Origin of the sequence: uncultured Bacillus sp. (assembly GCF_958411575.1) — a bacterium.
Classification (GTDB): Bacteria; Bacillota; Bacilli; order Bacillales; family Bacillaceae; genus Bacillus; species Bacillus spizizenii.
Genome location: NZ_CATYRA010000006.1, coordinates 42,647 through 67,994 on the forward strand (window position 1 = coordinate 42,647; position 25,348 = coordinate 67,994).

General features: G+C 45.0%; 24 protein-coding genes and 1 riboswitch. Of the genes, 15 read left to right on the forward strand and 9 right to left on the reverse strand.

Annotated features, from left to right (window positions below; translation table 11 throughout):
- Nucleotides 1-133 precede the first annotated feature (133 nt).
- From Q5C82_RS11230 to Q5C82_RS11240, 3 genes are all read left to right on the forward strand, one after another.
- A complete protein-coding gene (locus tag Q5C82_RS11230; protein WP_003221590.1) occupies nt 134-1,951 on the forward strand; it encodes an assimilatory sulfite reductase (NADPH) flavoprotein subunit in 1,818 nt (605 codons plus the stop codon).
- 25 nt (nt 1,952-1,976) lie between these two features.
- The gene (gene cysI / locus Q5C82_RS11235) at nt 1,977-3,692 is read left to right on the forward strand and encodes an assimilatory sulfite reductase (NADPH) hemoprotein subunit (RefSeq protein ID WP_003221592.1); all 1,716 of its coding nucleotides are present in this window, start codon (nt 1,977-1,979) and stop codon (nt 3,690-3,692) included.
- A 254-nt stretch (nt 3,693-3,946) separates the two neighbouring features.
- Nucleotides 3,947-5,959: a Na+/H+ antiporter gene (locus Q5C82_RS11240; protein ID WP_003221594.1), complete on the forward strand. Its 2,013-nt coding sequence runs from the start codon at nt 3,947-3,949 to the stop codon at nt 5,957-5,959.
- A 44-nt stretch (nt 5,960-6,003) separates the two neighbouring features.
- On the opposite strand, the gene yvgO is transcribed toward Q5C82_RS11240, so the two are convergent.
- A complete protein-coding gene (gene yvgO, locus Q5C82_RS11245; RefSeq protein ID WP_003221595.1) occupies nt 6,004-6,489 on the reverse strand; it encodes a stress response protein YvgO in 486 nt (161 codons plus the stop codon).
- Between the two features lie 222 nt (nt 6,490-6,711).
- On the opposite strand from yvgO, the gene pgoN reads away from it, so the two are divergent.
- The gene (gene pgoN, locus Q5C82_RS11250) at nt 6,712-7,542 is read left to right on the forward strand and encodes a glyoxal/methylglyoxal reductase (protein WP_003221597.1); all 831 of its coding nucleotides are present in this window, start codon (nt 6,712-6,714) and stop codon (nt 7,540-7,542) included.
- 29 nt (nt 7,543-7,571) lie between these two features.
- Here the strand turns inward: pgoN and modB are convergent, their stop codons facing one another.
- The gene (gene modB, locus Q5C82_RS11255) at nt 7,572-8,264 is read right to left on the reverse strand and encodes a molybdate ABC transporter permease subunit (RefSeq protein WP_136975874.1); all 693 of its coding nucleotides are present in this window, start codon (nt 8,262-8,264) and stop codon (nt 7,572-7,574) included.
- On the reverse strand, nt 8,236-9,018 hold the full coding sequence (gene modA / locus Q5C82_RS11260) for a molybdate ABC transporter substrate-binding protein (protein ID WP_003221601.1): 783 nt from the start codon (nt 9,016-9,018) through the stop codon (nt 8,236-8,238). The genes modB and modA overlap by 29 nt, the downstream gene beginning before the upstream one ends.
- Before the next feature lie 109 nt (nt 9,019-9,127).
- Between modA and Q5C82_RS11265 the strand changes: the two genes are divergently transcribed.
- A complete protein-coding gene (locus Q5C82_RS11265; RefSeq protein ID WP_003221605.1) occupies nt 9,128-10,054 on the forward strand; it encodes a substrate-binding domain-containing protein in 927 nt (308 codons plus the stop codon).
- 26 nt (nt 10,055-10,080) lie between these two features.
- Here the strand turns inward: Q5C82_RS11265 and Q5C82_RS11270 are convergent, their stop codons facing one another.
- Both Q5C82_RS11270 and Q5C82_RS11275 read right to left on the reverse strand, forming a co-directional pair.
- Nucleotides 10,081-11,934, reverse strand: coding sequence for an LTA synthase family protein (locus Q5C82_RS11270; protein WP_003221607.1), 1,854 nt, complete (start codon nt 11,932-11,934; stop codon nt 10,081-10,083).
- Between the two features lie 99 nt (nt 11,935-12,033).
- On the reverse strand, nt 12,034-12,516 hold the full coding sequence (locus Q5C82_RS11275) for a metal-dependent hydrolase (RefSeq protein ID WP_003221610.1): 483 nt from the start codon (nt 12,514-12,516) through the stop codon (nt 12,034-12,036).
- A gap of 168 nt (nt 12,517-12,684) precedes the next feature.
- Between Q5C82_RS11275 and sspJ the strand changes: the two genes are divergently transcribed.
- A complete protein-coding gene (gene sspJ, locus Q5C82_RS11280) occupies nt 12,685-12,825 on the forward strand; it encodes a small acid-soluble spore protein SspJ (protein WP_003221612.1) in 141 nt (46 codons plus the stop codon).
- A gap of 116 nt (nt 12,826-12,941) precedes the next feature.
- Nucleotides 12,942-13,121: riboswitch (Lysine riboswitch) on the forward strand.
- Between the two features lie 103 nt (nt 13,122-13,224).
- Complete coding sequence (locus Q5C82_RS11285; protein WP_003221614.1) at nt 13,225-14,634, forward strand: amino acid permease; 1,410 nt, start codon at nt 13,225-13,227, stop codon at nt 14,632-14,634.
- Nucleotides 14,635-14,998: 364 nt separating this feature from the next.
- Here the strand turns inward: Q5C82_RS11285 and Q5C82_RS11290 are convergent, their stop codons facing one another.
- Nucleotides 14,999-15,946: an iron-hydroxamate ABC transporter substrate-binding protein gene (locus Q5C82_RS11290; protein WP_003221619.1), complete on the reverse strand. Its 948-nt coding sequence runs from the start codon at nt 15,944-15,946 to the stop codon at nt 14,999-15,001.
- Between the two features lie 204 nt (nt 15,947-16,150).
- Between Q5C82_RS11290 and Q5C82_RS11295 the strand changes: the two genes are divergently transcribed.
- From Q5C82_RS11295 to Q5C82_RS11320, 6 genes are all read left to right on the forward strand, one after another.
- Nucleotides 16,151-17,197: an iron ABC transporter permease gene (locus Q5C82_RS11295; RefSeq protein WP_032727388.1), complete on the forward strand. Its 1,047-nt coding sequence runs from the start codon at nt 16,151-16,153 to the stop codon at nt 17,195-17,197.
- Nucleotides 17,197-18,207 carry an iron ABC transporter permease gene (locus Q5C82_RS11300; protein WP_003221622.1) on the forward strand — a complete coding sequence of 337 codons (1,011 nt, stop codon included), beginning with the start codon at nt 17,197-17,199 and terminating at the stop codon, nt 18,205-18,207. The genes Q5C82_RS11295 and Q5C82_RS11300 overlap by 1 nt, the downstream gene beginning before the upstream one ends.
- Before the next feature lie 15 nt (nt 18,208-18,222).
- The gene (locus Q5C82_RS11305; RefSeq protein WP_003221623.1) at nt 18,223-19,032 is read left to right on the forward strand and encodes an ABC transporter ATP-binding protein; all 810 of its coding nucleotides are present in this window, start codon (nt 18,223-18,225) and stop codon (nt 19,030-19,032) included.
- 171 nt (nt 19,033-19,203) lie between these two features.
- Nucleotides 19,204-20,397: an efflux RND transporter periplasmic adaptor subunit gene (locus Q5C82_RS11310; protein ID WP_003221625.1), complete on the forward strand. Its 1,194-nt coding sequence runs from the start codon at nt 19,204-19,206 to the stop codon at nt 20,395-20,397.
- Complete coding sequence (locus Q5C82_RS11315) at nt 20,381-21,070, forward strand: ABC transporter ATP-binding protein (RefSeq protein ID WP_003221627.1); 690 nt, start codon at nt 20,381-20,383, stop codon at nt 21,068-21,070. The genes Q5C82_RS11310 and Q5C82_RS11315 overlap by 17 nt, the downstream gene beginning before the upstream one ends.
- Nucleotides 21,063-22,292: an ABC transporter permease gene (locus Q5C82_RS11320; RefSeq protein ID WP_003221628.1), complete on the forward strand. Its 1,230-nt coding sequence runs from the start codon at nt 21,063-21,065 to the stop codon at nt 22,290-22,292. Before Q5C82_RS11315 ends, Q5C82_RS11320 begins: the two co-directional genes overlap by 8 nt.
- 33 nt (nt 22,293-22,325) lie before the next feature.
- Here Q5C82_RS11320 and Q5C82_RS11325 read toward each other — a convergent pair whose 3' ends face one another.
- From Q5C82_RS11325 to Q5C82_RS11335, 3 genes are all read right to left on the reverse strand, one after another.
- On the reverse strand, nt 22,326-22,736 hold the full coding sequence (locus Q5C82_RS11325) for a regulatory YrvL family protein (RefSeq protein ID WP_003221629.1): 411 nt from the start codon (nt 22,734-22,736) through the stop codon (nt 22,326-22,328).
- Nucleotides 22,737-22,796: 60 nt separating this feature from the next.
- Nucleotides 22,797-23,954: an oxalate decarboxylase gene (gene oxdC, locus Q5C82_RS11330; protein WP_003221631.1), complete on the reverse strand. Its 1,158-nt coding sequence runs from the start codon at nt 23,952-23,954 to the stop codon at nt 22,797-22,799.
- Between the two features lie 119 nt (nt 23,955-24,073).
- Nucleotides 24,074-24,229, reverse strand: coding sequence for a YvrJ family protein (locus Q5C82_RS11335; RefSeq protein WP_003221632.1), 156 nt, complete (start codon nt 24,227-24,229; stop codon nt 24,074-24,076).
- Nucleotides 24,230-24,432: 203 nt separating this feature from the next.
- On the opposite strand from Q5C82_RS11335, the gene sigO reads away from it, so the two are divergent.
- Nucleotides 24,433-24,969, forward strand: coding sequence for an RNA polymerase sigma factor SigO (gene sigO, locus Q5C82_RS11340; protein WP_072566779.1), 537 nt, complete (start codon nt 24,433-24,435; stop codon nt 24,967-24,969).
- On the forward strand, nt 24,966-25,202 hold the full coding sequence (gene rsoA, locus Q5C82_RS11345) for a sigma-O factor regulator RsoA (protein WP_003221636.1): 237 nt from the start codon (nt 24,966-24,968) through the stop codon (nt 25,200-25,202). Before sigO ends, rsoA begins: the two co-directional genes overlap by 4 nt.
- Nucleotides 25,203-25,348 lie beyond the last annotated feature (146 nt).

A 25,348-nucleotide genomic window follows, 5' to 3' on the forward strand; every position in this document is an offset into this window, starting at 1 on the left:
AACATAACCGTTTTATCATTAGGATTCTTAATAGTTATCATCATGTAAATCTATTTTACTTAAGCCTAGTATTCCGGTAAAGTTCAATTAGATGCAATTTTCGATCAGTTTATAACTTTGTGAGGTGGATACGTTGCAACTTCAGGTAATGAACAGTCCGTTTAATCAGGAGCAGGCAGAGCTCCTTAACCGCCTTCTGCCAACCTTGACCGAATCTCAGAAAATCTGGCTGAGCGGATATTTATCCGCGCAATCTGTTTCCGCCCAAGAAACAGCGGGGGCGCCGGCGGCTGCTGTTTCTGCAGAAGCGGCGGCACCAGCCGTTTCAAAAGAAGTGACCGTTCTTTACGGTTCACAGACGGGAAACGCACAGGGGCTTGCAGAAAATGCCGGCAAGCAGCTTGAGCAGCGCGGTTTTCGAGTAACCGTCTCATCCATGAGCGATTTTAAGCCGAATCAGCTGAAGAAAGTAAACAATCTTTTGATCGTCGTCAGTACGCACGGTGAAGGCGATCCGCCAGATAACGCGCTGTCGTTTCATGAATTTCTGCATGGTAGACGGGCGCCTAAGCTTGAAGATCTTCGTTTTTCTGTTTTGGCGCTTGGTGATAGCTCGTACGAATTTTTCTGCCAGACAGGGAAAGAATTTGATCAGCGCTTAGAAGAACTCGGCGGAAAACGGATTTCTCCGCGCGTTGATTGCGATCTTGACTATGATGAGCCGGCAGCCGAATGGCTGGAAAGCGTTTTTGATGGCTTAAGTGAAGCTGAGGGCGGAAGTGCCGCGCCTGCGCCGGCAGAAGCGCCTCAAACCGGTGAGTCTTCGTATTCCAGAACAAACCCGTTTCGGGCTGAAGTGTTAGAAAATTTAAATTTGAACGGCCGCGGATCAAATAAAGAAACACGCCATGTGGAGCTGTCTCTTGAAGGATCTGGCCTGACTTATGAGCCTGGTGACAGCCTCGGCGTCTATCCGGAAAACGATCCGGAGCTTGTCGAGCTGCTGCTTAAGGAAATGAATTGGGACCCGGAAGAAATTGTGACGCTTAATAAGCAAGGTGATGTCCGCCCGCTGAAAGAAGCGCTGATTTCTCACTATGAGATTACCGTTCTCACAAAACCGCTTCTTGAACAGGCAGCCCAGCTGTCTGGAAGCGATGAGCTTAGAGAGCTTTTAGCCCCGGGAAATGAGGATCGGGTAAAAGCGTATCTTGAAGGGCGCGATTTGCTTGATCTCGTTCGTGATTATGGCCCGTTCAGTGTATCGGCGCAGGAGTTTGTTTCAATTCTGCGAAAAATGCCGGCCCGTCTCTATTCGATTGCGAGCAGTTTATCCGCAAATTCGGATGAAGTGCATTTAACGATCGGCGCAGTCCGCTACGATGCACACGGCCGTGAACGAAAAGGCGTCTGCTCGATTTTATGCGCGGAGCGTCTGCAGCCGGGAGATACACTGCCGGTTTATGTCCAGCATAATCAAAACTTTAAGCTTCCGAAAGACCCTGAAACACCGATTATCATGGTCGGCCCTGGGACGGGCGTCGCTCCGTTCCGTTCCTTTATGCAGGAGCGTGAGGAGACGGGAGCGGAAGGGAAAGCATGGATGTTCTTTGGCGATCAGCACTTTGTGACAGATTTCCTTTACCAGACAGAGTGGCAAAATTGGCTCAAAGACGGTGTGCTGACAAAAATGGATGTGGCGTTCTCGCGTGATACGGAAGAAAAAGTATATGTGCAACACCGCATGCTTGAACAGAGCGCAGAATTGTTCGAATGGCTTCAAGAAGGCGCGGCTGTTTACATTTGCGGCGATGAAAAGCACATGGCGCATGACGTCCATAACACATTGCTTGATATTATCGAGAAAGAAGGCAATATGAGCCGCGATGAAGCGGAAACTTATCTTGCCGACATGCAGCAGCAGAAACGCTATCAGCGTGATGTATACTGATTTGACTTGAAAGGAGTTTTTCAACATGGTGACCAAAATCTTAAAAGCACCGGACGGCTCTCCAAGTGATGTCGAACGCATTAAAAAAGAAAGTGATTATTTGCGCGGCACACTGAAAGAAGTCATGCTGGATCGGATCAGTGCCGGAATTCCGGATGATGACAACCGCCTGATGAAACACCACGGCAGTTATTTGCAGGATGACCGTGACCTTCGCAATGAACGCCAAAAGCAAAAGCTTGAGCCTGCATATCAGTTTATGCTGCGGGTGCGGATGCCAGGAGGCGTTTCAACGCCTGAGCAATGGCTTGTCATGGATGACCTTTCTCAGAAATACGGGAACGGCACATTAAAACTGACGACACGTGAAACGTTCCAAATGCACGGGATTCTGAAATGGAACATGAAAAAAACCATTCAGGCGATCCACTCAGCTCTTTTGGATACGATCGCAGCCTGCGGAGACGTAAACCGCAACGTCATGTGCGCATCGAATCCTTATCAGTCTGAAATCCACTCTGAGGTATACGAGTGGTCTAAAAAATTAAGTGATGATCTGCTGCCGCGGACGAGAGCATATCATGAAATTTGGCTTGATGAGGAAAGAGTGGCCGGCACGCCTGAGGAAGAAGTCGAGCCAATGTACGGACCGCTCTATCTGCCGCGGAAATTTAAAATCGGTATTGCAGTTCCGCCGTCTAATGATATTGACGTCTTTTCACAAGATCTTGGATTCATTGCGATTGTTGAAGATGGCAAACTGATTGGTTTTAACGTGGCGATCGGCGGCGGTATGGGAATGACGCACGGCGACACAGCGACATATCCGCAATTAGCCAAGGTGATTGGGTTCTGCCGTCCTGAGCGAATGTATGACGTTGCTGAAAAAACGATTACGATTCAGCGTGATTACGGAAACCGTTCTGTCCGCAAAAATGCGCGGTTCAAATACACGGTTGACCGCCTCGGTTTAGAAACCGTAAAAGAAGAATTGGAAAACCGTCTCGGCTGGAGCCTGGAAGAAGCGAAGCCGTATCACTTCGACCATAACGGCGACCGTTACGGCTGGGTGGAAGGCATTGAGGATAAATGGCATTTTACACTGTTTGTCGAAGGCGGCCGTATAACGGATTACGATGATTATAAACTGATGACAGGCTTGCGGGAAATCGCGAAGGTTCATACAGGCGAGTTTCGTCTGACTTCCAATCAGAACTTGATTATTGCGAACGTTTCAAGCGATAAAAAAGATGAAATTAGTGCGTTAATCGAGCGATACGGACTCACTGACGGCAAGCAACATTCAGCGCTCCGCCGCAGCTCTATGGCGTGCGTCGCTCTTCCGACCTGCGGATTGGCGATGGCTGAAGCAGAACGTTATTTGCCGACCCTTTTAGATAAGGTTGAAGAGATTATTGACGAAAACGGCCTTCGTGATCAGGAAATCACCATTCGCATGACAGGATGCCCGAACGGCTGTGCACGCCATGCGCTTGGTGAGATCGGATTTATCGGAAAGGCCCCGGGCAAATATAATATGTATCTTGGCGCCGCATTTGACGGAAGCCGTTTAAGTAAAATGTACCGTGAAAACATCGGTGAAGAAGACATTTTAAGCGAGCTGCGCGTTCTTCTTTCCCGTTATGCGAAAGAACGCGAGGAAGGCGAGCACTTCGGTGATTTTGTTATCCGCGCAGGCATCATTAAAGCAACAACTGACGGCACAAATTTTCATGATTGATAAAGAAAGACGAGAGACAGGGTATAGCTCCCTGTCTCTTTTTTCTAGAATTTGCTCTGCTGCAAAAAAGTTCACTATGAGCATATCATGAGAAATAATACCCTAAAAAGGGTACTATAAAAGAAGACAAGTGTGGAGAGAACTCCTGTGAAATCACATAATGGATGCAAGGCCATCCAATCCTCAGCCTCTTATAGACAATCAGACATCGAATCATCGTGCACGAAACACAACAGACGAAGGAGGTCATGCATTTGGACATATTTTTAGTTGTTCTCGTTTTATTAACGATTATTGCGATATCCAATATCGTGAACCGGTTTATTCCTTTTATTCCAGTGCCCCTTATTCAGGTGGCGCTAGGGATTCTTGCGGCCTCATTTCCACAGGGGCTTCATTTTGAATTAAGCACCGAACTGTTTTTTGTATTGTTTATCGCGCCTCTTCTATTTAATGATGGGAAGAGAACGCCGCGGGCGGAACTTTGGAATTTGCGAGCTCCAATTTTATTGCTTGCACTCGGCCTTGTATTTGCGACTGTAATTGTAGGAGGCTACACGATTCACTGGATGATTCCTGATATTCCGCTGGCAGCGGCTTTTGGACTTGCGGCCATTCTTTCACCGACCGATGTTGTCGCTGTCAGCGCATTATCAGGAAGAGTGAAAATGCCAAAAGGGATTCTTCGACTGCTTGAAGGGGAAGGGCTGATGAATGACGCATCAGGTCTGGTGGCCTTCAAGTTTGCGATTGCAGCTGCAGTGACCGGTGCATTTTCATTAGCACAAGCGGCTGTCAGCTTTGTATTTATTTCTCTCGGGGGACTGCTGTGCGGGGTTGTTATTTCTTTCTTGATTATCCGCTTCCGTTTATTCCTGCGCCGCCTTGGTATGCAGGATGTTACGATGCATATGCTGATTCAAATTTTGACGCCGTTTGTCATTTATTTGGCAGCGGAAGAAATCGGCGTTTCCGGCATTTTAGCCGTTGTAGCGGGAGGCATTACCCATGCGGTTGAACAGGATCGTCTGGAATCAACGATGGTCAAACTGCAAATCGTCTCCTCAAGTACATGGAACATTATTTTATTTATTTTGAATGGCCTGGTCTTCGTTATTCTCGGGACGCAGATTCCAGACGTCATTTCTGTCATCTTTAACGACACCGCAATCAGCAACTTAAAGGTGATCAGCTATATCCTTGTGATCACATTTACGTTAATGCTCCTCAGATTTCTGTGGGTGCTGTTCTTCTGGAATGGCAAATGGTTCTTTAATAGGGATCAGAACATCTATAAACCGGGTCTTCGTTCAACGCTGTTACTCTCGATTTCCGGTGTGCGCGGAGCTGTAACGCTTGCGGGTTCTTTCTCCATTCCTTATTTCCTGGAGGATGGCACACCGTTCCCGGAAAGAAATTTGATTCTCTTTTTAGCAGCCGGCGTCATTTTATGCACGCTTGTCATTGCCACCGTTGTCCTGCCGCTTCTGACTGAAAAAGAAGAAGAGGACGAGAAACGAAATGAAAAGCTTCTGACGGCGAGACGCAAATTGATTAAAACAGCTCTCCGAACGATTAAAGAGGACATGAACGATACAAACAAAACAGCCTCTCTTGCGGTTATAGCTGAATACAATGAGAAAATGAAGAATCTTCGTTTTCAGCAGTATACATCATCTAATCGGATCAAAAGGCAAGAGCGAAAAGTCCGTGCACAAGGAGTTAACGCTGAGCAAGAGGCGCTGGTGAAAATGCTGGAGCGGGGAGACATCCCGGAAGAAACGGCAAATGTGCTGCAAGAACGGTTTAATGAATTAGAAATTTTGTATGGCAACCCATTTAAAGTCGGATTATCAAAAACAAGACTCAAGCGGTTGATGTATTGGATTTTCTTTGGTGAACATAAAAAGCCGGAGATGTCGATTTTAAATGAAGCGGGATTGATACGGGCAACGAGAGTGAAAACGGCAAAAGCAGCGATAGAACACTTGGAAAAACATAAGACGGAAGAACATAAAGAAGTGTTTTTATCTGTCATTACGTTTTATAAACAGTTAATTTTCAGGCTGGAGCACAGCCATCATGAGCTGAAATCAAGCGCTCATTTTGAAAATCAGAAGCTGGAGGTGAAGCTGAAGGCTGTGCAGGCGATCAGAAATGAAATTCAAACGCTCTTCGAGGAGCGGGAAATTTCCCGGGACATCTCCCATGAGCTTCGCCAATACATTAATGATGTGGAAGCCGCGATGCTTGAAGGCGGCGAATAAATGCAGCAAAAAAGCTGGCGCTCTAACGCCAGCTTTTTTCTATATTAAGGGCGATGGAATTCGACAGTGCTGCCATCCCGGTCGAACCAGCCTCTGAAGGCCCAGTTGATCCAGCCGCCATCACCTTTGTTAGTAAAGGTTCCGTCTTCAAATACCCAAATGCCGTAGGTAATGCCATCGTAAACGGCTGAGCCGTAAAATTGCACACCGTTCAAGTGATCTTCATATTCCTGGCTTAAATTAAATACCATAACATTATATTTTTGGCCGGATGCGTAGAAGGAAGACTCCATGAGGTTTTTCACAAATCCATCCCGGTTTTGTGAGGATTTAATGGCATCGGCAATCTGATTGGCAATGCCAAGCACATCAAGGTTTACATTTAAACCGACCTCAGCCGCAGTTGCTCCGGCTGTTGTTGTCTGCGAGATCTTCGGAGCGGGGTTTTCTTCAGCAGAAGCAAAAGACAAAGGGGCAATGGTCAAAGCGGCACCAAGCGCAAGTGTCATTGGGATATGAATCCGTTTCAATTTGTTTCCTCCTTTGTTTTTATGTGGTTACACTACACGCATACCCTGCTCAATGTATCTGTAATCTCAATATTGTCAAAATAGGAAAAAGATAGTGTTTGGATTTGTCTGTGCTGTGAAAAAAGAAGCAAAAAGAGGCTCTTAAGCGTATTATTGGTATCGGCTGAGAGGAATGTGAGATAATATAGACGCTTACATTTCAGTGAAAGGGTGGATGTTCAAGTGCCAACAAGTTTAAAAGATACTGTAAAGTTACATAACGGAGTGGAAATGCCTTGGTTCGGTCTTGGTGTTTTTAAAGTAGAAAATGGAAGTGAAGCGACTGAATCAGTGAAAGCGGCAATTAAAAACGGCTACCGCAGCATTGATACAGCAGCTGTCTACAAAAATGAAGAAGGTGTTGGCATCGGGATCAAGGAATCCGGTGTGGCAAGAGAAGAGCTCTTTATTACATCAAAAGTATGGAATGAAGATCAAGGCTACGAAACAACGCTTGCTGCCTTTGAAAAAAGCTTGGAAAGACTTCAGCTTGATTACTTAGATCTATATTTGATCCACTGGCCTGGCAAGGATAAATATAAAGATACATGGCGTGCGCTTGAAAAGCTGTATAAAGACGGCAAAATCCGCGCAATCGGTGTCAGCAACTTCCAAGTTCATCATTTAGAAGAACTGCTGAAAGACGCAGAAATCAAACCGATGGTGAACCAAGTAGAATTTCACCCTCGTTTGACGCAGAAAGAATTAAGAGATTACTGCAAAGCGCAAGGCATTCAGTTGGAAGCGTGGTCTCCGCTCATGCAGGGACAGCTTTTGGATAACGAAGTGCTTGCACAGATTGCTGAAAAACACAATAAATCTGTGGCTCAAGTCATTTTGCGCTGGGATCTTCAGCATGAAGTTGTAACAATTCCAAAATCCATCAAAGAACACCGTATCATCGAAAACGCTGATATTTTTGATTTCGAATTGTCTCAGGAAGACATGGACAAAATTGACGCGTTAAACAAAGATGAGCGTGTCGGTCCAAATCCCGATGAGCTCCTGTTCTAATGAAAAACTCCCCGTCACGGGGAGTTTTTTTAGTGTGTGTTTTTCTGTTGAATGAAAAACAGCATCAAAAAGGAAATGACGACAATACAGACGACCCACGCCCAGGCTAGGGTATTGTTGCCGGAATCTAATGCGACATAAATGGCCGTCGGCAGTGTTTGCGTAACACCGGGGATGTTCCCTGCAAACATGAGTGTTGCACCAAATTCTCCGAGCGCCCGCGCAAGGCTGAGGATGCTTCCGGTCAGCAATGAAGGATAGGCGAGCGGGACTGAAATATGGATAAATACCTTCCATCTGCTTGCGCCGTCTAGCTTTGCCGCGCCCTGTATATCGGGATCAATGTCAGCAAATCCGGTTTTGGCGGATTGATACATGAGCGGAAAGGCTACAACCGCCGAGGCGATCACAGCGGCCCACCAGGTGAAAATGACAGGCTGCTGAAAGACCCACTCGATGGCTTGACCGATGAAACTGTGCTTTCCGAAAATGACGATCAAGATAAAACCGACAACAGTAGGCGGAAGAACGAGCGGAAGCATAAAAAATGTTTCGAGCGCCGTTTTTCCGAAAAATGATGCCCGCGACATCCATGCTCCAGCCAGTGTTCCGAGAATAATGACAACAATTCCGGCAACTGCCGCCACCTGAAAGGAAAGCAAAACAGGTGTGAAAAACTCTGAAGCGCTTATGCTACTCAGCAGTAAAACCATATTTCTCAAATACTTTCATTGCTTCATCAGATTGCAGGTACTCGTAAAATTCCTTCGCTTCCTTACGGTGTTTTGTATCTTTTACAATTCCTAACGGATAGACAATCGGGCTGTGTGTATCTGCTTTTGCCTCGTCAATGATTTTGACCTTTTTTGAGATCAGAGCGTCTGTTTTATAAACAACGCCTGCGTCTACATTGCCTGTTTCAACATAAGAAAGAACTTGGCGAACGTCTTTTCCGTAAACGATCTTATCCTTCACTTTGTCCCATAGAGACAGCTTTGTCAGTGATTCTTTCCCGTAAGCTCCTGCCGGCACAGATTCCGGCGTTCCGAGGGCGATTTTTTCTGAATCAGCCAGATTGCTGAAGCTAGTTACAGGCGAATCACCGTTTTTCGGCACGACCAGCACAATTTCATTGCCGACTAAATCAGTGCTGTCTTTTTTGGCGATATCCCCATCATCCACCAGCTTTTGAAATTTATCCTCAGCAGCTGAGAAGAACAGATCAGCCCCTGCACCTTGAGAAATCTGTTTTTGCAAGGCGCCGGATGAGCCGTAATTATCTTGGATTGTAATGTTTTGATGTTCTTTTTCGTAATTCTTCTGGATTTCCTCAAGTGCATCCTGTGCACTGGCGGCCGCTGAGAGGGTTAACGTTACTTTTTTCTCGCTGTCAGTTGTAGACTGGTTTGCAGAGCAGCCTGCTGCAAGCAGAAAAGCGGTTAAGACTGCTGTTAAAATGGAATACTTTTTAAACATGAGTGCACCCCTTATAATTAGTTATAACTAATTATAACTGATTATGTTTGGTTGTGTGGGTTTTTTTACATTCGATGAAAAGGTATAATAAAATAGGAGAGTGATGATGATGAATGAAAACTCATCCTATACGATAGAAGAAGTTGCAGGTCTGCTGAAGGTATCAAAGCTGACCGTTTATGATTTGATTAAAAAAGGCATGATTTCTGCTTACCGCGTCGGAAGGCAGATGCGTGTGGACGAAGAAGACCTAAAGCAATATAAAACGAATATGAGAATGTCTCAGCCTATTGCTGCAGCCGAAGTGCCGAAACAGATGCAGGAGGCGGAGCCGGATGGCAGACCGAATGTCATGATCAGCGGACAGGACATTTCGATGGATCTGCTCAGTAAGCATTTGGAGAATGCCATTCAGGAGACGCCGCTCCGTAAATACAAAGGAAGCTTAAACAGCCTGATTGATATGTATCAAGGAAAGTGTGACATTGTCAGCCTGCATTTGTATGATGCGGAAACAGGGCAATATAACGCGCCTTATGCAAAACGGATTTTGTCAGGTGAACCGTTTTGTCTGATCAATGTCGTTCTCCGCAAAGCAGGACTGTATGTTCAAAAAGGAAATCCGAAAAACATTCAAAGCTGGGAAGACTTGAAAAGGACCGATATCCGGATCATCAACAGAGAAAGAGGTTCGGGCGCAAGGGTGCTCCTTGATGAGCAGCTTGGCTTGCTTGGTGTGAATCCGGCTGATGTAAAGGGATACGGCGAAATCGTGACCAATCATTACGCTGTCGCTTCACAAGTCTCAAGCGGACAGGCTGACGCGGGAATCGGGGCGCAGCACGCGGCACATATGGGCAGTGTTGATTTTATCCCGCTCATCGAAGAACAATATGATATTGTCGTTATGAAAAAACATGAGCAGCTGCTGAAGGCCGTGAAGGAGATCTTGAATTCTGAGGAATACAAGGCGAATCTGTCTCATTTAAACGGCTATCACACAAAGCTGACTGGTAAAGTAATGTTTGAAACGTAAAAAATCCCTCTATAAAGAGGGATTTTTTATTCATAAAAACGGAGCAGGTCGCCGTTTAAGATTTTATCAGAGAAAGACAGCTCTTCGTTTGCTTTCTCCTTATAAGGGAGGCACGCATTCTGATCTTCCAGCACTTCACCTGTTTTTTGGCTGTAGCACGTGTTTTTCGTGTATACATAGTCGTTCGTAATAAAACTGCCGTTTCTCAGCACGGCGAATGGGTTGCGGTCATCTGACAGCAAATCATTGCCGAATTGAATATCTCCCTTTGTTTCAATGCCTAGCAAATGCATCAGTGTCGGCCTGACGTCGACCTGCCCTCCGGCATCAGAGATGGTTTCCGGCTTATGATCGGTGATTCCCGGGATATGTATGATAAACGGCACTCGCTGGAGCTGAACGTTGTCATACGGCGTGATTTCATCTTTTCCTAAAAACTCAGCCATCGCCTCGTTATGGGCCTCTGAAATGCCGTAATGATCTCCCATAAATACGATCATCGAATTTTCGTATAAGCCTTCGTCCTTCAGCCTTTTGATAAAATGCTTCAATGCCTCATCTTCATAGCGAACCGTTGTCACATAGCGGTTTAGCAGGTCGCTGCTTGAATCGTATTCATCAATCAGCTGATCCTTTTCATCAATCTCAAACGGAAAATGATTCGTTAAGGTGATGAAACTGCTGTAGAACGGCTGCGGCAGGCTTTTCAGCTTTCCGGCTGACTGCTCTAAAAATTCCTTATCCTTTAAGCCCCAGCTTGTTGATGTTCCGGGAGTGACATGGAAGTCATCAACATCAAAAAAGCGGTCAATCCCAAATGAATTGTACATCACATCTCGGTTCCAAAATGTTTTATGGTTGGCGTGAAAGACGGCTGAATAATAATCATGTTGTTTCAGCGATTTGTACATCGTATGAAATTGATGATCGCTTTTCGTGAAAAAGACGGCGCCGCTAAGGGAAGGATATAGCGAGTTCGCGACGATGAATTCTGAATCAGATGTTTTGCCTTGTTCTGTTTGCTGATAGAAATGATCAAAGTAATAGCTTTTTTTGATGAAATCATTCATAAACGGGGTAATTTCTTTTCCATTTACCTTTTCATTCAGAACGAAGCTTTGGGTCGATTCAAGCGTCACAAAGATGACGTTGCGCCCCTTTGCCAGCCCGAATTTGCCTTGGTCAGGCTTGCTGTAATCAGCCTCTGTGTAGTTTTTAATGGCAGTCATGCTGTCTTCATCTGCAAATGCTTTCGCGCTTATATTAACAGTCTGAGAAATCGTATCGTAGATATGGAATTGAAACAGACCGATGCTTTTAACGAGCATTTCGCGGTCAAAGGAATGTGCCAAAAGCTTCGGCTGCTGTACTTCTGCAAGTGCCAGGGTGCATAAAATCATGCCGCAGGAAGCTGCATAGTACCGTTTGATCGTGCGGGATGCGGCTTTTGTCTGCGGGTGTTTCTCTTTTCGGGCAAGCAGCAGAAGAAAGACCAAATCTGCAAATAGGGCGATAAACAGAGGATTGAACAGTTCTTTTACACTGCTGCCCATATCGCTCATGTTACTGGCCTGAAACAAAACCGGGATGGTAATAAAATCGATATAAAAGCCGTAAAAAATCGTGTTGGAAATCAAGATTACAGTCAGAACCAAATTGGCAATCAGCAAAAAGACCCGCTGCTTGTTTTCTTTCAGAAGCAGGCCGATCCCGAATAAAGGAAGGATAAAGCTGAGCGGGTTGATCAGCAACATCAGCTCCTCCAACAGAGAATCGATCTGCAAATCAAAGCCGAGTTTATAGATCGCATACGTTTTGATCCACATGAATACGATCGAAATACATAAAAACCGCTGATTGTGAAAAAAGGTTCCTTTCATTAATATGACTCCTCGCGTTTTCTTAATCATCTGCATGAAATGTTTCTTATGTAAAACCTACTAAAAACAGCCCGTTCAGACAAGTGTCAGCACTCACGTTTAAAACATGCGTCCATGAAACAGCATATAAAAGTAGTAACATGAAGCAATTGTCAGCCCGGCTAACACGAGCTGCTCGGAAAAACTGCCTGTCTTCATATATAATGGGAGCCGCACGCGAATCGTTGAAGGGAATAATAATTTGATTCCGTTCACCGTCCAAGCGTCAAGAATTAAATGGCTCGCCATTCCGATCATCAGTCCGGTTGATATGTTTTTATCTGGAATATATGTGGCTGTGATAAAAAACATGATGAGCAGAAACAGCAGGCTGTGCGTAAAGGTTCGGTGGCCAAAAACGGAGCTGACCACTTTCGATAAAATAGGAAATCTTCTCCCGATTTTGCTTTGCGTGTGGCAGATATCGGGTATCAATGCCCCAACCGCGCCTGAGGCAGCCATAAGCACTGGATCAAATCCATAATAATAAGCCACTGCCGTACAAGAAGCGATGCCTCCCATGATGTGTGTTTTTCCTGTCATTTCCCGCTTCTCCTTTTATCTTTTGCAAAAAATCTCTGAATTACAAATATATCAAGAGAATGTATGTTTGATCAACAGGACTTTGGACGATAAAAAATTTCCCGCATAATTTCTCAAGGAAAAAGGCATCTTAAACATGTACCTATTTTCTATAAAGAGGTGATACGAATGGGTTTCTTTAATAAAGATAAAGGAAAACGTTCTGAAAAAGAAAAAAACGTAATCCAGGGAGCTCTTGAAGATGCCGGTTCAGCTCTAAAAGATGATCCGCTTCAAGAAGCTGTGCAAAAAAAGAAAAATAATCGATAACCACATGCGGATAGGGCTTGGCTCTATCCGTATTTTCCATCTGTTCCCTTTGACAGATCATCCTTTCTTTGATAACCTTCTGGGAGTAACTGAATAATTAAATCCTCACTCTTTCTCAGTGAGGTAGAGGTTGCGCGGATGATGAGTCACACATGCCAGGCTGACAGGAGCTGTTAAACATGTGTAAAAGGCATCAGCGCCGAAGTGTGGAGAAAGCCGATCCTTCTCTATGCTGGGACTGTATCTGAATAAGTGCAGGACTGCCGCGTGCTTTTTCGCGGAGGGCTATCCGGAGATCAAGGGTGTGTGTTTCTTTAAGCATGGACTTTTGTTCAGGCTTTTTTTGCGTTTATATGATCTCGGGGTCTGGTCCGTACAAAGAATCATGGAGGTACTGGAATGGAACAGACGAAAAAATGGGGTTTTTGGTTATTAACGGCGTTTGTCGTTGGAAATATGGTTGGATCAGGAATTTTCTCCTTGCCGAGTTCGCTTGCTACTATCGCAAGTCCGCTTGGCGCTACGTCCGCCTGGCTTTTGACAGGTGCCGGCGTGCTGATGATTGCGCTTGTCTTCGGGCACTTGTCCATTCGCAAGCCCGAACTGACAGCGGGACCGCAAAGTTATGCGAGAGCGCTGTTTTCAGATCCGAAGAAAGGGAACGCTGCCGGATTCACAATGGTGTGGGGCTACTGGGTGGCGAGCTGGATCAGTAACGTGGCGATTATTACAAGTCTTGCCGGTTACTTGACTTCGTTCTTCCCGATCTTAGTTGATAAACGTGTAATGTTTTCGATCGGCGGGCAAGAGGTGACACTCGGCCAATTGCTGACGTTTGCTGTTTGTACGATCTTGTTATGGGGAACGCACACGATTCTTGTTGCAAGCATTAACGGTGCAAGTAAATTAAACTTTATCACAACGTTTTCGAAAGTATTAGGGTTTGTCTTCTTTATCGTTGCCGGATTGTTTGTATTTCAAACGACATTATTCGATCATTTTTATTTTCCAATTCAAGGCGAAAACGGCACAAGCATCGGAATTGGCGGACAGGTTCACAACGCCGCAATTTCTACTCTTTGGGCGTTTGTGGGAATTGAATCAGCTGTTATCCTGTCCGGACGCGCGCGTTCTCAGCGTGATGTAAAACGTGCAACAATTACCGGCTTGCTGATTGCCTTGAGCATTTATATTATTGTGACTTTAATTACGATGGGCGTTCTGCCGCATGATAAACTTGTTGGATCTGAAAAACCGTTCGTTGATGTGCTGTATGCGATTGTCGGGAACGCGGGAAGCGTGATCATGGCGCTATTGGCGATTCTTTGCTTATTCGGAACGATGCTCGGCTGGATTTTGCTTGGCTCTGAGGTTCCTTACCAAGCTGCTAAAGCAGGAGATTTTCCGGCATTCTTTGCGAAAACGAATAAAAAGGGAAGTCCTATTAATGCGCTGATTATTACAAACGTGATGTCACAGGTCTTCATTTTCTCTGTTATTTCCCGGACAATAAGTGACGCATTTACGTTTTTAACAACAGCGGCAACGCTTGCGTACTTAATTCCGTATTTGGTATCAGCGATTTACAGCTTGAAGCTTGTCATCAAAGGTGAAACATATGACCAGCTGAAAGGCTCCCGCGTAAAAGACGGATTGATTGCGATTTTAGCGTGCGCATACTCAGTGTTTGTAATTGTAACAGGCACAGCGGATTTAACGACATTTATTCTCGGCATCGGTTTATTCTTTGTCGGCTTGATCGTTTATCCATTTGTGGTTAAAAAGTTCCAGAAAGAAAAACAAGCATAAACAAAAGACACCTGATTTGCTTTTCAGGTGTCTTTTGTTATCGAAATACAATTTCTCCTGTTAGTAATCCGATCGTTAAAATAGCTGACAGGAAAGCTGAAATAGAGAGAAAAACCTTTGCGGATAATCGCATATGCAAAAAACGTTCTTTCAGTCTCTCCAGTAAGCTAAACAAAACAAGGATTAATATAAATACAAGAAGCACATCAAAAAAAGGTTTTCCGATATAGAGCCTGTTAAAAAAACTGATCGCGATGATCATGCAGCTAAATATAAATTGTGCAAGAAAATATCCGATATGGTTCAAAATGAGCCGCTCCTTTTAATGGATGGAAAAAGAGCCGCAGGCAGGCGGCTCTTTTGTTTATTTTGTTAAGCTTTCCGTAATAAACTTCAGCTGGCCCTCTAATGAAATCGGATCTGTAAAATAGAAGCCAATTGGGTCAATCTTATAGACATGGTCATTTTTAACGGCGCTTAGGTTCTTCCAGATGGAGCTGTCAAAAACGCCGCCATCATCACCGCCTGATTGCCATGGTCCTGCGAAAATATAATCTCCGGCGAAGTCAGGGAGCTTCTCTAATGAAATACTTGTATATCCAGGACCCTGGTCAATGGCTTTTTCTTTTGTCAGCTTTGTAGCCTGCAGGCCGAGATCTTTGTAAATGATGCTTCCGCCTCTTCCGAAATCTTTACCGAATACGTAAATGTCTTTTCCGTTCGTTTGCATAATGGAAATGGTTTTGTCACCGACGGCTTTTTTGATTTTTGTTTTAGCTGCCGCAACTTTTTTATCCCACTTAGCCAGCCATTTTTCCGCTTTATCTTCAGTTCCCGTCATTTTTGCGAATTCTTTCAGCTGTTCGATATTGTCGAGCTTATCGTATTTTACCGCGACAGTCGGCGCGATTTTCTCAAGCTTTTTAATATCAGAGCCTTGCGTTGTCCAGACAATAATCAGGTCAGGATTCAAATCAATGACTTTTTCAACGGACGTGCCGTCTCCGATGTTTGTGACACCGTCGGTTTTTCCTTTGTAGTAAGGGTTTTTAAATACATTCTCAGGCGCACCGACGACGTTGATGCCCAGTGTTTTGAAGTAGCCGTAGTAGCCGTCAGCCATGACAACCACCCGTTTAGGATGTTTAGGAATTTTCACATTTCCGTTTTCAGCCTTGTATGTAATGGTTTCTTCGTCTTTTGAATCAGAGGAAGAGCCTTTGCTTTCTGAGTTATTTCCACAGGCTGCCAGCGCTGCAATCAATAGCAGGGCAAAAAATACAGCTCCGAGTTTCTTATATATATGGGTCATATCTCATACCTTCTTTCTGGAAAATGGGTGATAAAGAGAATCATTATCGATGTGATTATACCATCGCAAGAGCCAGTTGACACGATATTTTTGCAATTATATTCTCATTATTGTTTAAAACGCTCTATTAAATCAGCGGAAAAAAGTGATATACTGGAACAGCAATTGATAATCATTATCAGTATCGGAAAGGAAGTACGGCTGTTGAGTCAAAAGAAAAATAGACAGACCACATCAGAAGAAATCCAATGGACGTCAAGGTCATATAGCGCGATCATTGTCCTTATTGCAGGGATAAGCTTACTATGCCTTGGCGCGCTTTTATCCATATCCCTCGGTGCAGCGGATATTCATTTGCGCACTGTGTGGGACGCCATCTTTCATTTTCAGCCGACAGAGACGTCCCACCAAATTATACACGATCTTCGGCTGCCAAGAACGGCTGCTGCCGCACTTGTCGGCGCATTGCTAGCAGTGTCGGGAGCGATCATGCAGGGGATGACGAGAAACCCTTTGGCAGAGCCTTCGATTATGGGTGTTACATCGGGCTCCGCGTTTGCCGTTTCGCTTGCATTTGCCTTTTTTCCCGGACTTTCTGCTATGGGGCTTGTGCTATGGTCCTTTGCAGGAGCGGGGCTGGGGGCATCGACGGTAATGGGTATCGGCATGTTTTCAAGAGGCGGACTTACGCCTGTAAAACTTGCTCTCGCAGGGACGGCTGTTACTTATTTCTTTACGGGCATTTCAACCGCCATTGCAATCCGCTTTGATGTCGCTCAGGATATCAGTTTTTGGTACGCAGGCGGAGTAGCGGGCGTGAAATGGTCAGGTGTCCAGCTTTTGCTTCTCGCAGGGGCTGTCGGTTTAACGCTGGCGTTTATCATCGCCCGTTCTGTGACAGTGTTAAGTCTCGGTGATGAGCTGGCGAAAGGGCTTGGACAATATACATCAGCGGTAAAACTGGTTGGCATGCTTGTCGTTGTGATTTTGACGGGAGCTGCGGTTTCCATTGCCGGCACCATCGCATTTATCGGGCTGATCATTCCGCATATTACCCGGTTTTTGGTCGGTGTGGATTATCGGTGGATTATTCCTTGTTCGGCCGTGCTCGGAGCTGTTTTGCTTGTGTTTGCTGACATTGCGGCAAGACTCGTAAATGCGCCCTTTGAAACGCCTGTCGGCGCGCTGACTTCTCTTATCGGCGTTCCCTTTTTCTTTTATTTGGCACGCCGTGAAAGGAGAGGGCTGTAATGAAAACAAAAATGAAAAAACCGCTCTTTGTGATGGCTGTGACCTTTCTGCTCATCGTACTGGTCTTTTTTATCAGTCTAAATTTGGGCGTCATCAAAATTGCACCGCTTAAAACGCTTCAAGTCTTTTTCGGCCAAGGAACGGCGCGTGACGAGCTTGTCTTATTTGAGTTCAGGCTCCCCCGGATCATCCTTTCCTTGCTCGTTGGGGCAGGAATCGCTGTTGCTGGAGCCATTTTGCAAAGCGTATCTCAAAATGATCTGGCTGAGCCTGGTATTCTCGGAATTAACGCCGGCGGCTCTCTTGCTGTTGTGCTTTTTATTTACTTTTTTCAAGGATCAGCTTCAGACCTCAGCTTTTTCGGTACATTTATGCTGCCGTTCAGTGCTTTGGCGGGTGCAATCCTAGCCGCGTTTCTCATTTATCTTCTGGCTTGGAAAAAAGGCGTGACCCCGATTCGGCTGATTTTAGTCGGCATTGGCGTGAATGCCGGATTTAACGCCCTGTTGTTGATTTTTCAGCTCAAGATGGACCCTCATGATTTTATGCAAGCCGCGGTTTGGATATCCGGCTCGATATGGGGGGCGAACTGGAATATGATTTGGGCGATTCTTCCTTGGATTGTGATCTTGCTTCCGTTTACTTTATATAAGGCACGCTATTTGAACATTTTGCAGCTTGGAGACCAATTAGCGACCGGGCTGGGCACTGCTGTTGAAAGGGAAAGACGGATTCTTCTTCTGGCAGCGGTCATACTTGCCGCTTCATGCGTAGCAGCTGCAGGGGGCATCGCGTTTCTCGGATTGATCGCGCCTCACGTGGCAAGAAGGCTTACCGGTCCCCGACACCAGACGCTGATACCGGTCTCCGCCTTCATTGGCGCATTTCTGTTTTTGCTCGCAGATACGCTGGCGAGAAATGTATTGGCACCGTCAGAAATTCCGGTTGGACTTGTCATTTCCGTGTTAGGTGCGCCTTACTTTATTTATTTATTGATGAAAGCGAATTAGAGGAGGGGGCCGAATATGAATTCATTATCAACAGATCAGCTTGGAATCGGTTATGGCGACAGGGTGATTGTAGAAGATTTAAATATATCGATTCCTAAAGGGAAAATTACCACCTTAATTGGCCCGAACGGCTGCGGGAAATCAACGATATTAAAAACAATGTCCAGAATTATGCGTTCACATGCAGGTACCGTCTATTTAAACGGTAAAGCGATTCATAAAATGTCTACAAAGGACATTGCGAAAGATATGGCGATTCTGCCGCAGACACCTGAAGCGCCGAGCGGTTTAACGGTGTATGAATTGGTATCGTACGGCAGGTTTCCGCATCAATCAGGATTTGGCAGATTAAATGATGAAGACCGCCGGATTATCAAATGGGCGCTTGAAGAAACAGGCATGGCTGAATTCGCTGAACGGCCGATTGAGGCACTGTCGGGCGGACAGCGTCAGCGCGTGTGGATTGCCATGGCGCTTGCACAAGGGACGGAACTGCTGCTGCTGGATGAACCTACAACGTATCTTGATCTCGCACACCAGCTTGAAATTCTTCAGCTGCTTGACAGACTCAACAAAGAGCAGGGGCGGACGATTTTAATGGTCATTCATGATCTTAACCACGCAGCCCGTTTTTCTCATTATATGATCGCGCTCAAAAAAGGCACGGTCATCAAGGAAGGCACCGCACTGGAGGTCATGACACCGGACATTTTGAAGCAGGTATTTCAGATTGATGCCGAAATCGTGACTGACCCCCGTACAAATAAACCTGTATGCTTGACCTATGACCTGATTAAAAATGAAAAAGCGCTCGTTTCTGTGTAAGAAAAATCCCGGTTCAGAGCCGGGATTTTTTATTTTCGGCCGTGAAAATATAATTTTTCTATTTGATTCCTTTATTTCAATAAAAAGATTGCAAGTCTTTTTGAATTAATAGATAATATTGGTTAGAATGTTTCGAAAATATTACATAGTTTACAGAAAGAGGAGATCGTTGTGTCCAAGAAGAAAAAATGGCTTATTGGCGGCGCGATATGTGCCGGTGTGCTTGTATTGGCTGGGATCGGTGCCGGGGGTTTTTACTTTTTTACCCACATGAACCAACTTGCCGTATCATCTGAGCCCTATGCTGAATCGGTAGCTGTATACATGGGAGGAGAATCAGAATCAGGCCAAACGTTTTCTGGAAAGGTTGAACCTGAGAAACAGCAGAAAGTATACATAGATTCAGAAAAAGGAAGCATTAAAAAAACATACGTCAAAGAAGGCGATCAGGTCAAAAAGGGCGATAAGCTTTTTGAGTATGAGGGCGAGGATCATTCTGACGAAGTTGAGCAAGCCAATTTGCAAATTGAAATGACCAACCTGCAAATCAGCCGTTTGCAAAAATCAATAACGGAAACGGAAAAGCAGCTGAAATCGGCAGGAAAAGAAGAGAAATCCCAGCTTCAAGATGAGGTTGATCAGGCCAATTTCGATTTAAAAACAAGCCAGCTTGAGCTGAAGCAGCATCAAAAAGAGCTGGCTGCCCTGACGAAAAACAAAGGTTCCAATGTCATTACAAGCAAGCATGACGGGATCGTTCAAAGCGTCAATCAGGATATCGCTGACGGAGCAACAGGTGACCAGGCAACAGGTCCGTATATCCAGATTGTTTCGACGGGCAAATATCTAGTCAAAAGCCAAATCAATGAGCTGTTAATGGACACAATCAAAAAAGGCAGTAAAGTCAGAGTCACGCTGAAAACAGGCGGTGAAGGCGAGTGGAAGGGAAAGGTCACCTCGATCGGCAAGCTTCCAGCAGGGGCAGGCGAGGGTGAGGAATCAGAAAGTTTTGCTGAAGAAGAAATGAATCCTCAATCCTCTAACTATCCTTTCACAATTTTATTAGATAGCCATAAAGGTCTCGAGGTCGGCTATCATGTCAACATCGAAGTGATGAGTGATGAGGCTGATGCGGACAAGATCAAGCTGCCGTCTGACATGGTCATTCAGGATGACGGCGAACCGTACGTGTGGAAAGCGGATGAGAAGCAGAAAGCGGTCAAGCAGCCTGTTGAAATCGGAGACACTGATGAAAGTGATATGGTGGAAATCAAGAGCGGCTTGACGCCGGAAGATTATGTAATCTATCCTGACCCAGCGGTCAAGGAAGGAAAGCAGGTTACAGTCAATGCTGACACTGAATAATATTTCGAAATCGTACAAGCTGGGAAAAGAAGAAGTTCCAATCTTGAAACATATCAATCTGACTGTCCAGGCTGGTGAGTTTCTGGCGATTATGGGGCCTTCAGGTTCTGGAAAGTCGACGTTAATGAATATCATAGGCTGTTTGGACAGGCCATCCTCCGGAACCTATACGCTTGACCAGATAGATATATTGAAAGGGAAAGACGGTGCCTTAGCTGAAATCCGCAACGAATCAATCGGTTTTGTGTTTCAAACCTTTCATTTGCTGCCGCGCCTTACCGCGCTGCAAAATGTCGAGCTGCCGATGATCTATAATAAAGTGAAGAAAAAAGAAAGAAGGCAAAGAGCCTATGAAGCGCTGGAAAAGGTCGGTTTAAAAGACAGAGTCTCCTACAAGCCTCCGAAGCTGTCCGGCGGGCAAAAGCAGCGGGTGGCGATAGCGAGGGCACTTGTTAATCAGCCGAGGTTTATTTTAGCTGATGAACCGACCGGGGCGCTTGATACCAAATCAAGCGAACAAATTTTGTCATTGTTTTCTGAACTGCATCGGGAAGGCAAGACAATTATTATGATTACCCATGACCCGGACGTCGCCAAAAAAGCTGACAGAACGGTTTTTATTAGGGATGGAGAATTGGTATTAGATGAGAGAGGGGATATCAGCCATGCTTGAACATATTCGAATCTCCTTTCAATCTATTTTCTCTCATAAATTAAGATCCATACTGACAATGCTCGGAGTCATTATCGGCATAGCGGCAATCATCGCGATTGTTTCGATGCTAAAAGGCCAAAGCGAACAATTAAAGCAGAGCATGATCGGCATGGGAAATAACGCGATCAATGTTGTCTATCAGCCGTCGGGCGGAGAAGAGGAGGGCGGCGGCTACCAGGTTTCCTATACGTCCGCGCCGCCTGTAGCCGAGGAAACAGTAAAGGCGATCAAATCTGATCCTACCGTCAAAGGATTATCCTTATATTACTTGTCTGAAGGCGCGAGCGTTTTTCATTTAACAAACGTCTCGTACCCCCAAGTGTACGGGGTCGACGGTGATTACTTTGATATGTTCCCAATCCGTATTACCGAAGGGAGAAAGCTGGCGGAAAACGAACTAAACAGCACACACCAAGTGGTAATGATCAATGAAGCTGCCAGAGATGAACTGTTTCCAGACGGAGACGCTCTGCATAAAAACATTGAGATGAATGGTGTGCCGTTTAAGGTTGCCGGTGTTTTTAAAGAAAAAGATCAGCAGGAAAGCATGTTTGAAGGCGACTACGCGAACCCGGTTTTGTACGTGCCGAAAAAAGTGTGGCCGCTCATTGAAGGCTTTGACGCGCCAACGCAGATTGCCGTGCAGGCTGATTCTTCTGAGCATATCCAAGAAGCCGGCGTAATGGCTGCGGATCTTTTAAATCAGGGGCTGTCAGAAGCTGAGTTGGAAAAAGCAGAGTACAGTGTGATGGATCTTCAGGAGATCGCGCAGGAAGTGGAGTCCTTTAATCAATCATTTGCATTGCTGCTTGGCGGGATCGCCAGTATTTCACTTTTGGTAGGCGGTATTGGCGTCATGAACATTATGCTCGTTTCCGTCACGGAGCGCACGAGGGAAATCGGGATTAAGAAAGCGCTCGGTGCTAAGCGGCGTGTGATTTTATTTCAATTTCTAACCGAGGCTGTCGTGCTGACAAGCATTGGCGGAATACTCGGTGTGCTGGCGGGCTTTGGCATCGCTAAGCTGCTGACGGTCGTTTTTCCGATGCCTTTTATCGTCTCCGTTCCGGCTGTTGTCGGAGCACTCATCTTTTCAATGGCAGTCGGCATTATTTTCGGCTTGCTTCCGTCCATCAAGGCATCTAAGCTTCAGCCTGTAGACGCGCTCCGCTATGAATAAAAAGAACGCATCCATTTGGAATGCGTTCTTTTTTTAGCTGGGAAGGGCCGAATTGCATTTGTCTAAAATAAGAAAAACGGCTGCGATGATCATTTCTTCTGTGGTGGACAGCCAGATGTCGCTGATCATTTCGTCTGTTGTATGAGCAGTCATCCACAAAAACAGCAGCTGTACGATGCCAGCAAGGAGAATGAATAAGGGTTTGTCTGTCTTGAAAAAAGTAAAACTATGTATCATTAGGCGTTCAAATGGTTCTAAGAATAACCCAAGGACAAGAAATAACACAGCAAAAAGCAGGACATGAGCTACTGAACGGTAGCTTGTTCCTGCTAAAGAAAACAATATAAACATGACGGCAAAATAGGTCAACACCACTGCTGTCGCGGCCAGCGAGTACTTTATAAAGAGCCGCAATAAGCGTTTTGAAGAAATTTGATGTTTCACTGGTACATCTCCTTATAAAGGCTTGCAGAGAACGATTGCTCTCTGCAAGCTGGTCGTTTTTTATTTACTGCATTTCTTTTTTACAACCGGATGCTTTTCTTTCGAAAGAATATCAGTAAAGTCTTTTCCTAAATCAAGATGCTGTTGAACTAATGTTTCAGGAAGCATTGCAAGCCATTGGTTTAAAGATACATCGGCATAATGATCGTCTTTAAAGATTTCTAAAAAGACAAGCGGTTCGTCCCCGATGTTTTCAACGTAATGACCCATTGCAAATGGAACATATCCGACATCACCGGCTTGGTAGTTAAATGTTCTGGCATGGCCGTCAGAAGCAAAAACGGTCATTCTTGCTTTGCCGGAGATGTAGTATTGCCATTCGTGAGTATTCGGATGCCAATGCAGCTCTCTCATGGCGCCGGGTTCCACTGTTACGAGCGCAGATGCAATCGTTTTAGACACTTTGAAGTTTGTAGAATCTGCAATGTATACTTTTCCTCCCTCTGATTCAATTGGCTTCTGTTCAAGAAGGCGGTAAGTAAACGGATAAGGCGCTTCGCCGTTCGGCCCTTCTACAATGTCATCTTTCAAACATCCTGGGACTGGTTCTTCAAAAATATATTTCTCTTCCCCTGGCAAATTAGCAATATCTTCTTGTGTCACGCCAAAGTTCGCAGCAATGACTTCCTTAGGCGTGTGAGCAAGCCAATCTGTCAGCTGGAAGGTGCTGTTTTCAGAGAATGAGCCATCGTCAAACACGAGCAGGAACTCGGCTCCCTCATCCAGCGCTTGAATGGAGTGCGGCAGGCCTGACGGGAAGTACCAAAGATCTCCTTCGCCTACATCATCAATAAAGCTGCGCCCTTGTTCATCCACAATAGTAACTCTAGCACTTCCGTAAATCATATAAGCCCACTCTGCTTCTTTATGCCAATGCAGCTCGCGAATGGCACCCGGCTTCAGCCGCATATTTACGGATGCAAGGTTTTCTGAAATCGGCAGCTCCCGTACTGTCACTTCACGGGCATATCCGCCTTTTTCTAAGCGGTTATGAGTATCAGAGAACGAAAACTTCATATTGCTTACGGTACCATTATCAGTTTCCGGCGGAACAAGCATGTCCGGATTTTGGCGGTCTCTTTCAATATTGCGCGGGATTTTTACTGTTGCTCCTTCGTCTCCTCTAATTGGCTGTGGAATGTCATTTTGTTTTTTCATGAAATGTTTCCTCCTTAAATTTAAATGTGTTAGCAGAAAGAGAGGGTGAAAGGCCTTTCGTTTTCCCTTCTGCCTTGTTAAGTGAAAAAAAACAGTAAAAAGTCAACTTCGATTGAAAATTAATTTTTTGCTTTCTGATCTTTCAGCTCTGTCATCAGTTCGATAAGCTGATCAAACTTTTTTTCAAATCGGGTCAGCAGGTACATTGCAATTAACGCGGGAAACCCCAGATTGCCGATCTGTTTCACGACTTCCTCTATAAAAACCTGATCCATAGGAAAATACCTCCCTTCTTTTTTTGCAGTCATGTATGTAAGTGAAGGAAATCTAAGAAAACGTAAACTGCGGCTGGAGTATTTAAGACAAGCGCTAGTCTGAAAGTAGTAGTTTACTTTTTTTTGCTTTCCTTCATTTAATTTAGTAGGGAGGCGGTTTGATGGACTATCAAGGTCTTTTACGGTCAAAATGTAAGGAGATAATGAAGCATCCCATCGTGAAGCATTTTTTGAGCAATCCTCAGCATTACCGTTTGTTCAAAAACGTAATGGAAAGCCCGAACGAAAAAGATGCAAAATCATTGGACGAGCAATTTAAGCAATTTTATAAGGAAATCCGCATCGTCAAGTATATGAATTCAATGATTCGGATCTTTTCTATTGATTTTGATAAGCGGGTTCGCAAAAACCAAAAACGGTATCCGCTGACGGTCGATCATCCGGAAGCAGGAGAACGACTTCCTTCCGAAACTGGAAGCGATGCGTTTGAAGCATTTTTAGATATGCAGGATGATTTGAGCCAGCATGTGCAGGATTATCAGCTCTACCAAGCGATTCAGAAGCTGACTGACAAACAAAAAAGCGTGCTGACGAAAGTCTATCTTCATGGTGCCACGATGCAAGAGATTGCCGATTCACTAGGAGAGTCCCGGCAAAACATCTCCAACATTCATAAAAAAGGGCTTGAGAATATCAGAAAACAGCTAGCGGCGCAAAAAAAGGGGGAAAGTAAGCTGTGAACGGCCAGTTTGAACAAAAGAACCAAAAAGACGATAAATTTGACATTGAACATCTGATTGAATGCTTTTCACCGATGATCAGAAAAAAACTCTGCAATACGTCCTATCAAGAAAGAGAAGATTTAGAGCAAGAGCTGAAGATCAAAATGTTTGAAAAGGCTGATATGCTTTTGTGCCAGGACGTTCCAGGGTTTTGGGAGTTTATTTTGTATATGGTAGACGAGAACTCATAACCATTTATCATCTGAAAATACGAAAAACGGGAACTGCCACGTTCCCGTTTTCTATTTGTTCTGCCCGGCAAGACTCTTCCCATCCAAAAATGTACCAAAAATAAACGATATAATGATAAGATGAAAAAAACAGTGACAGAAAGGAA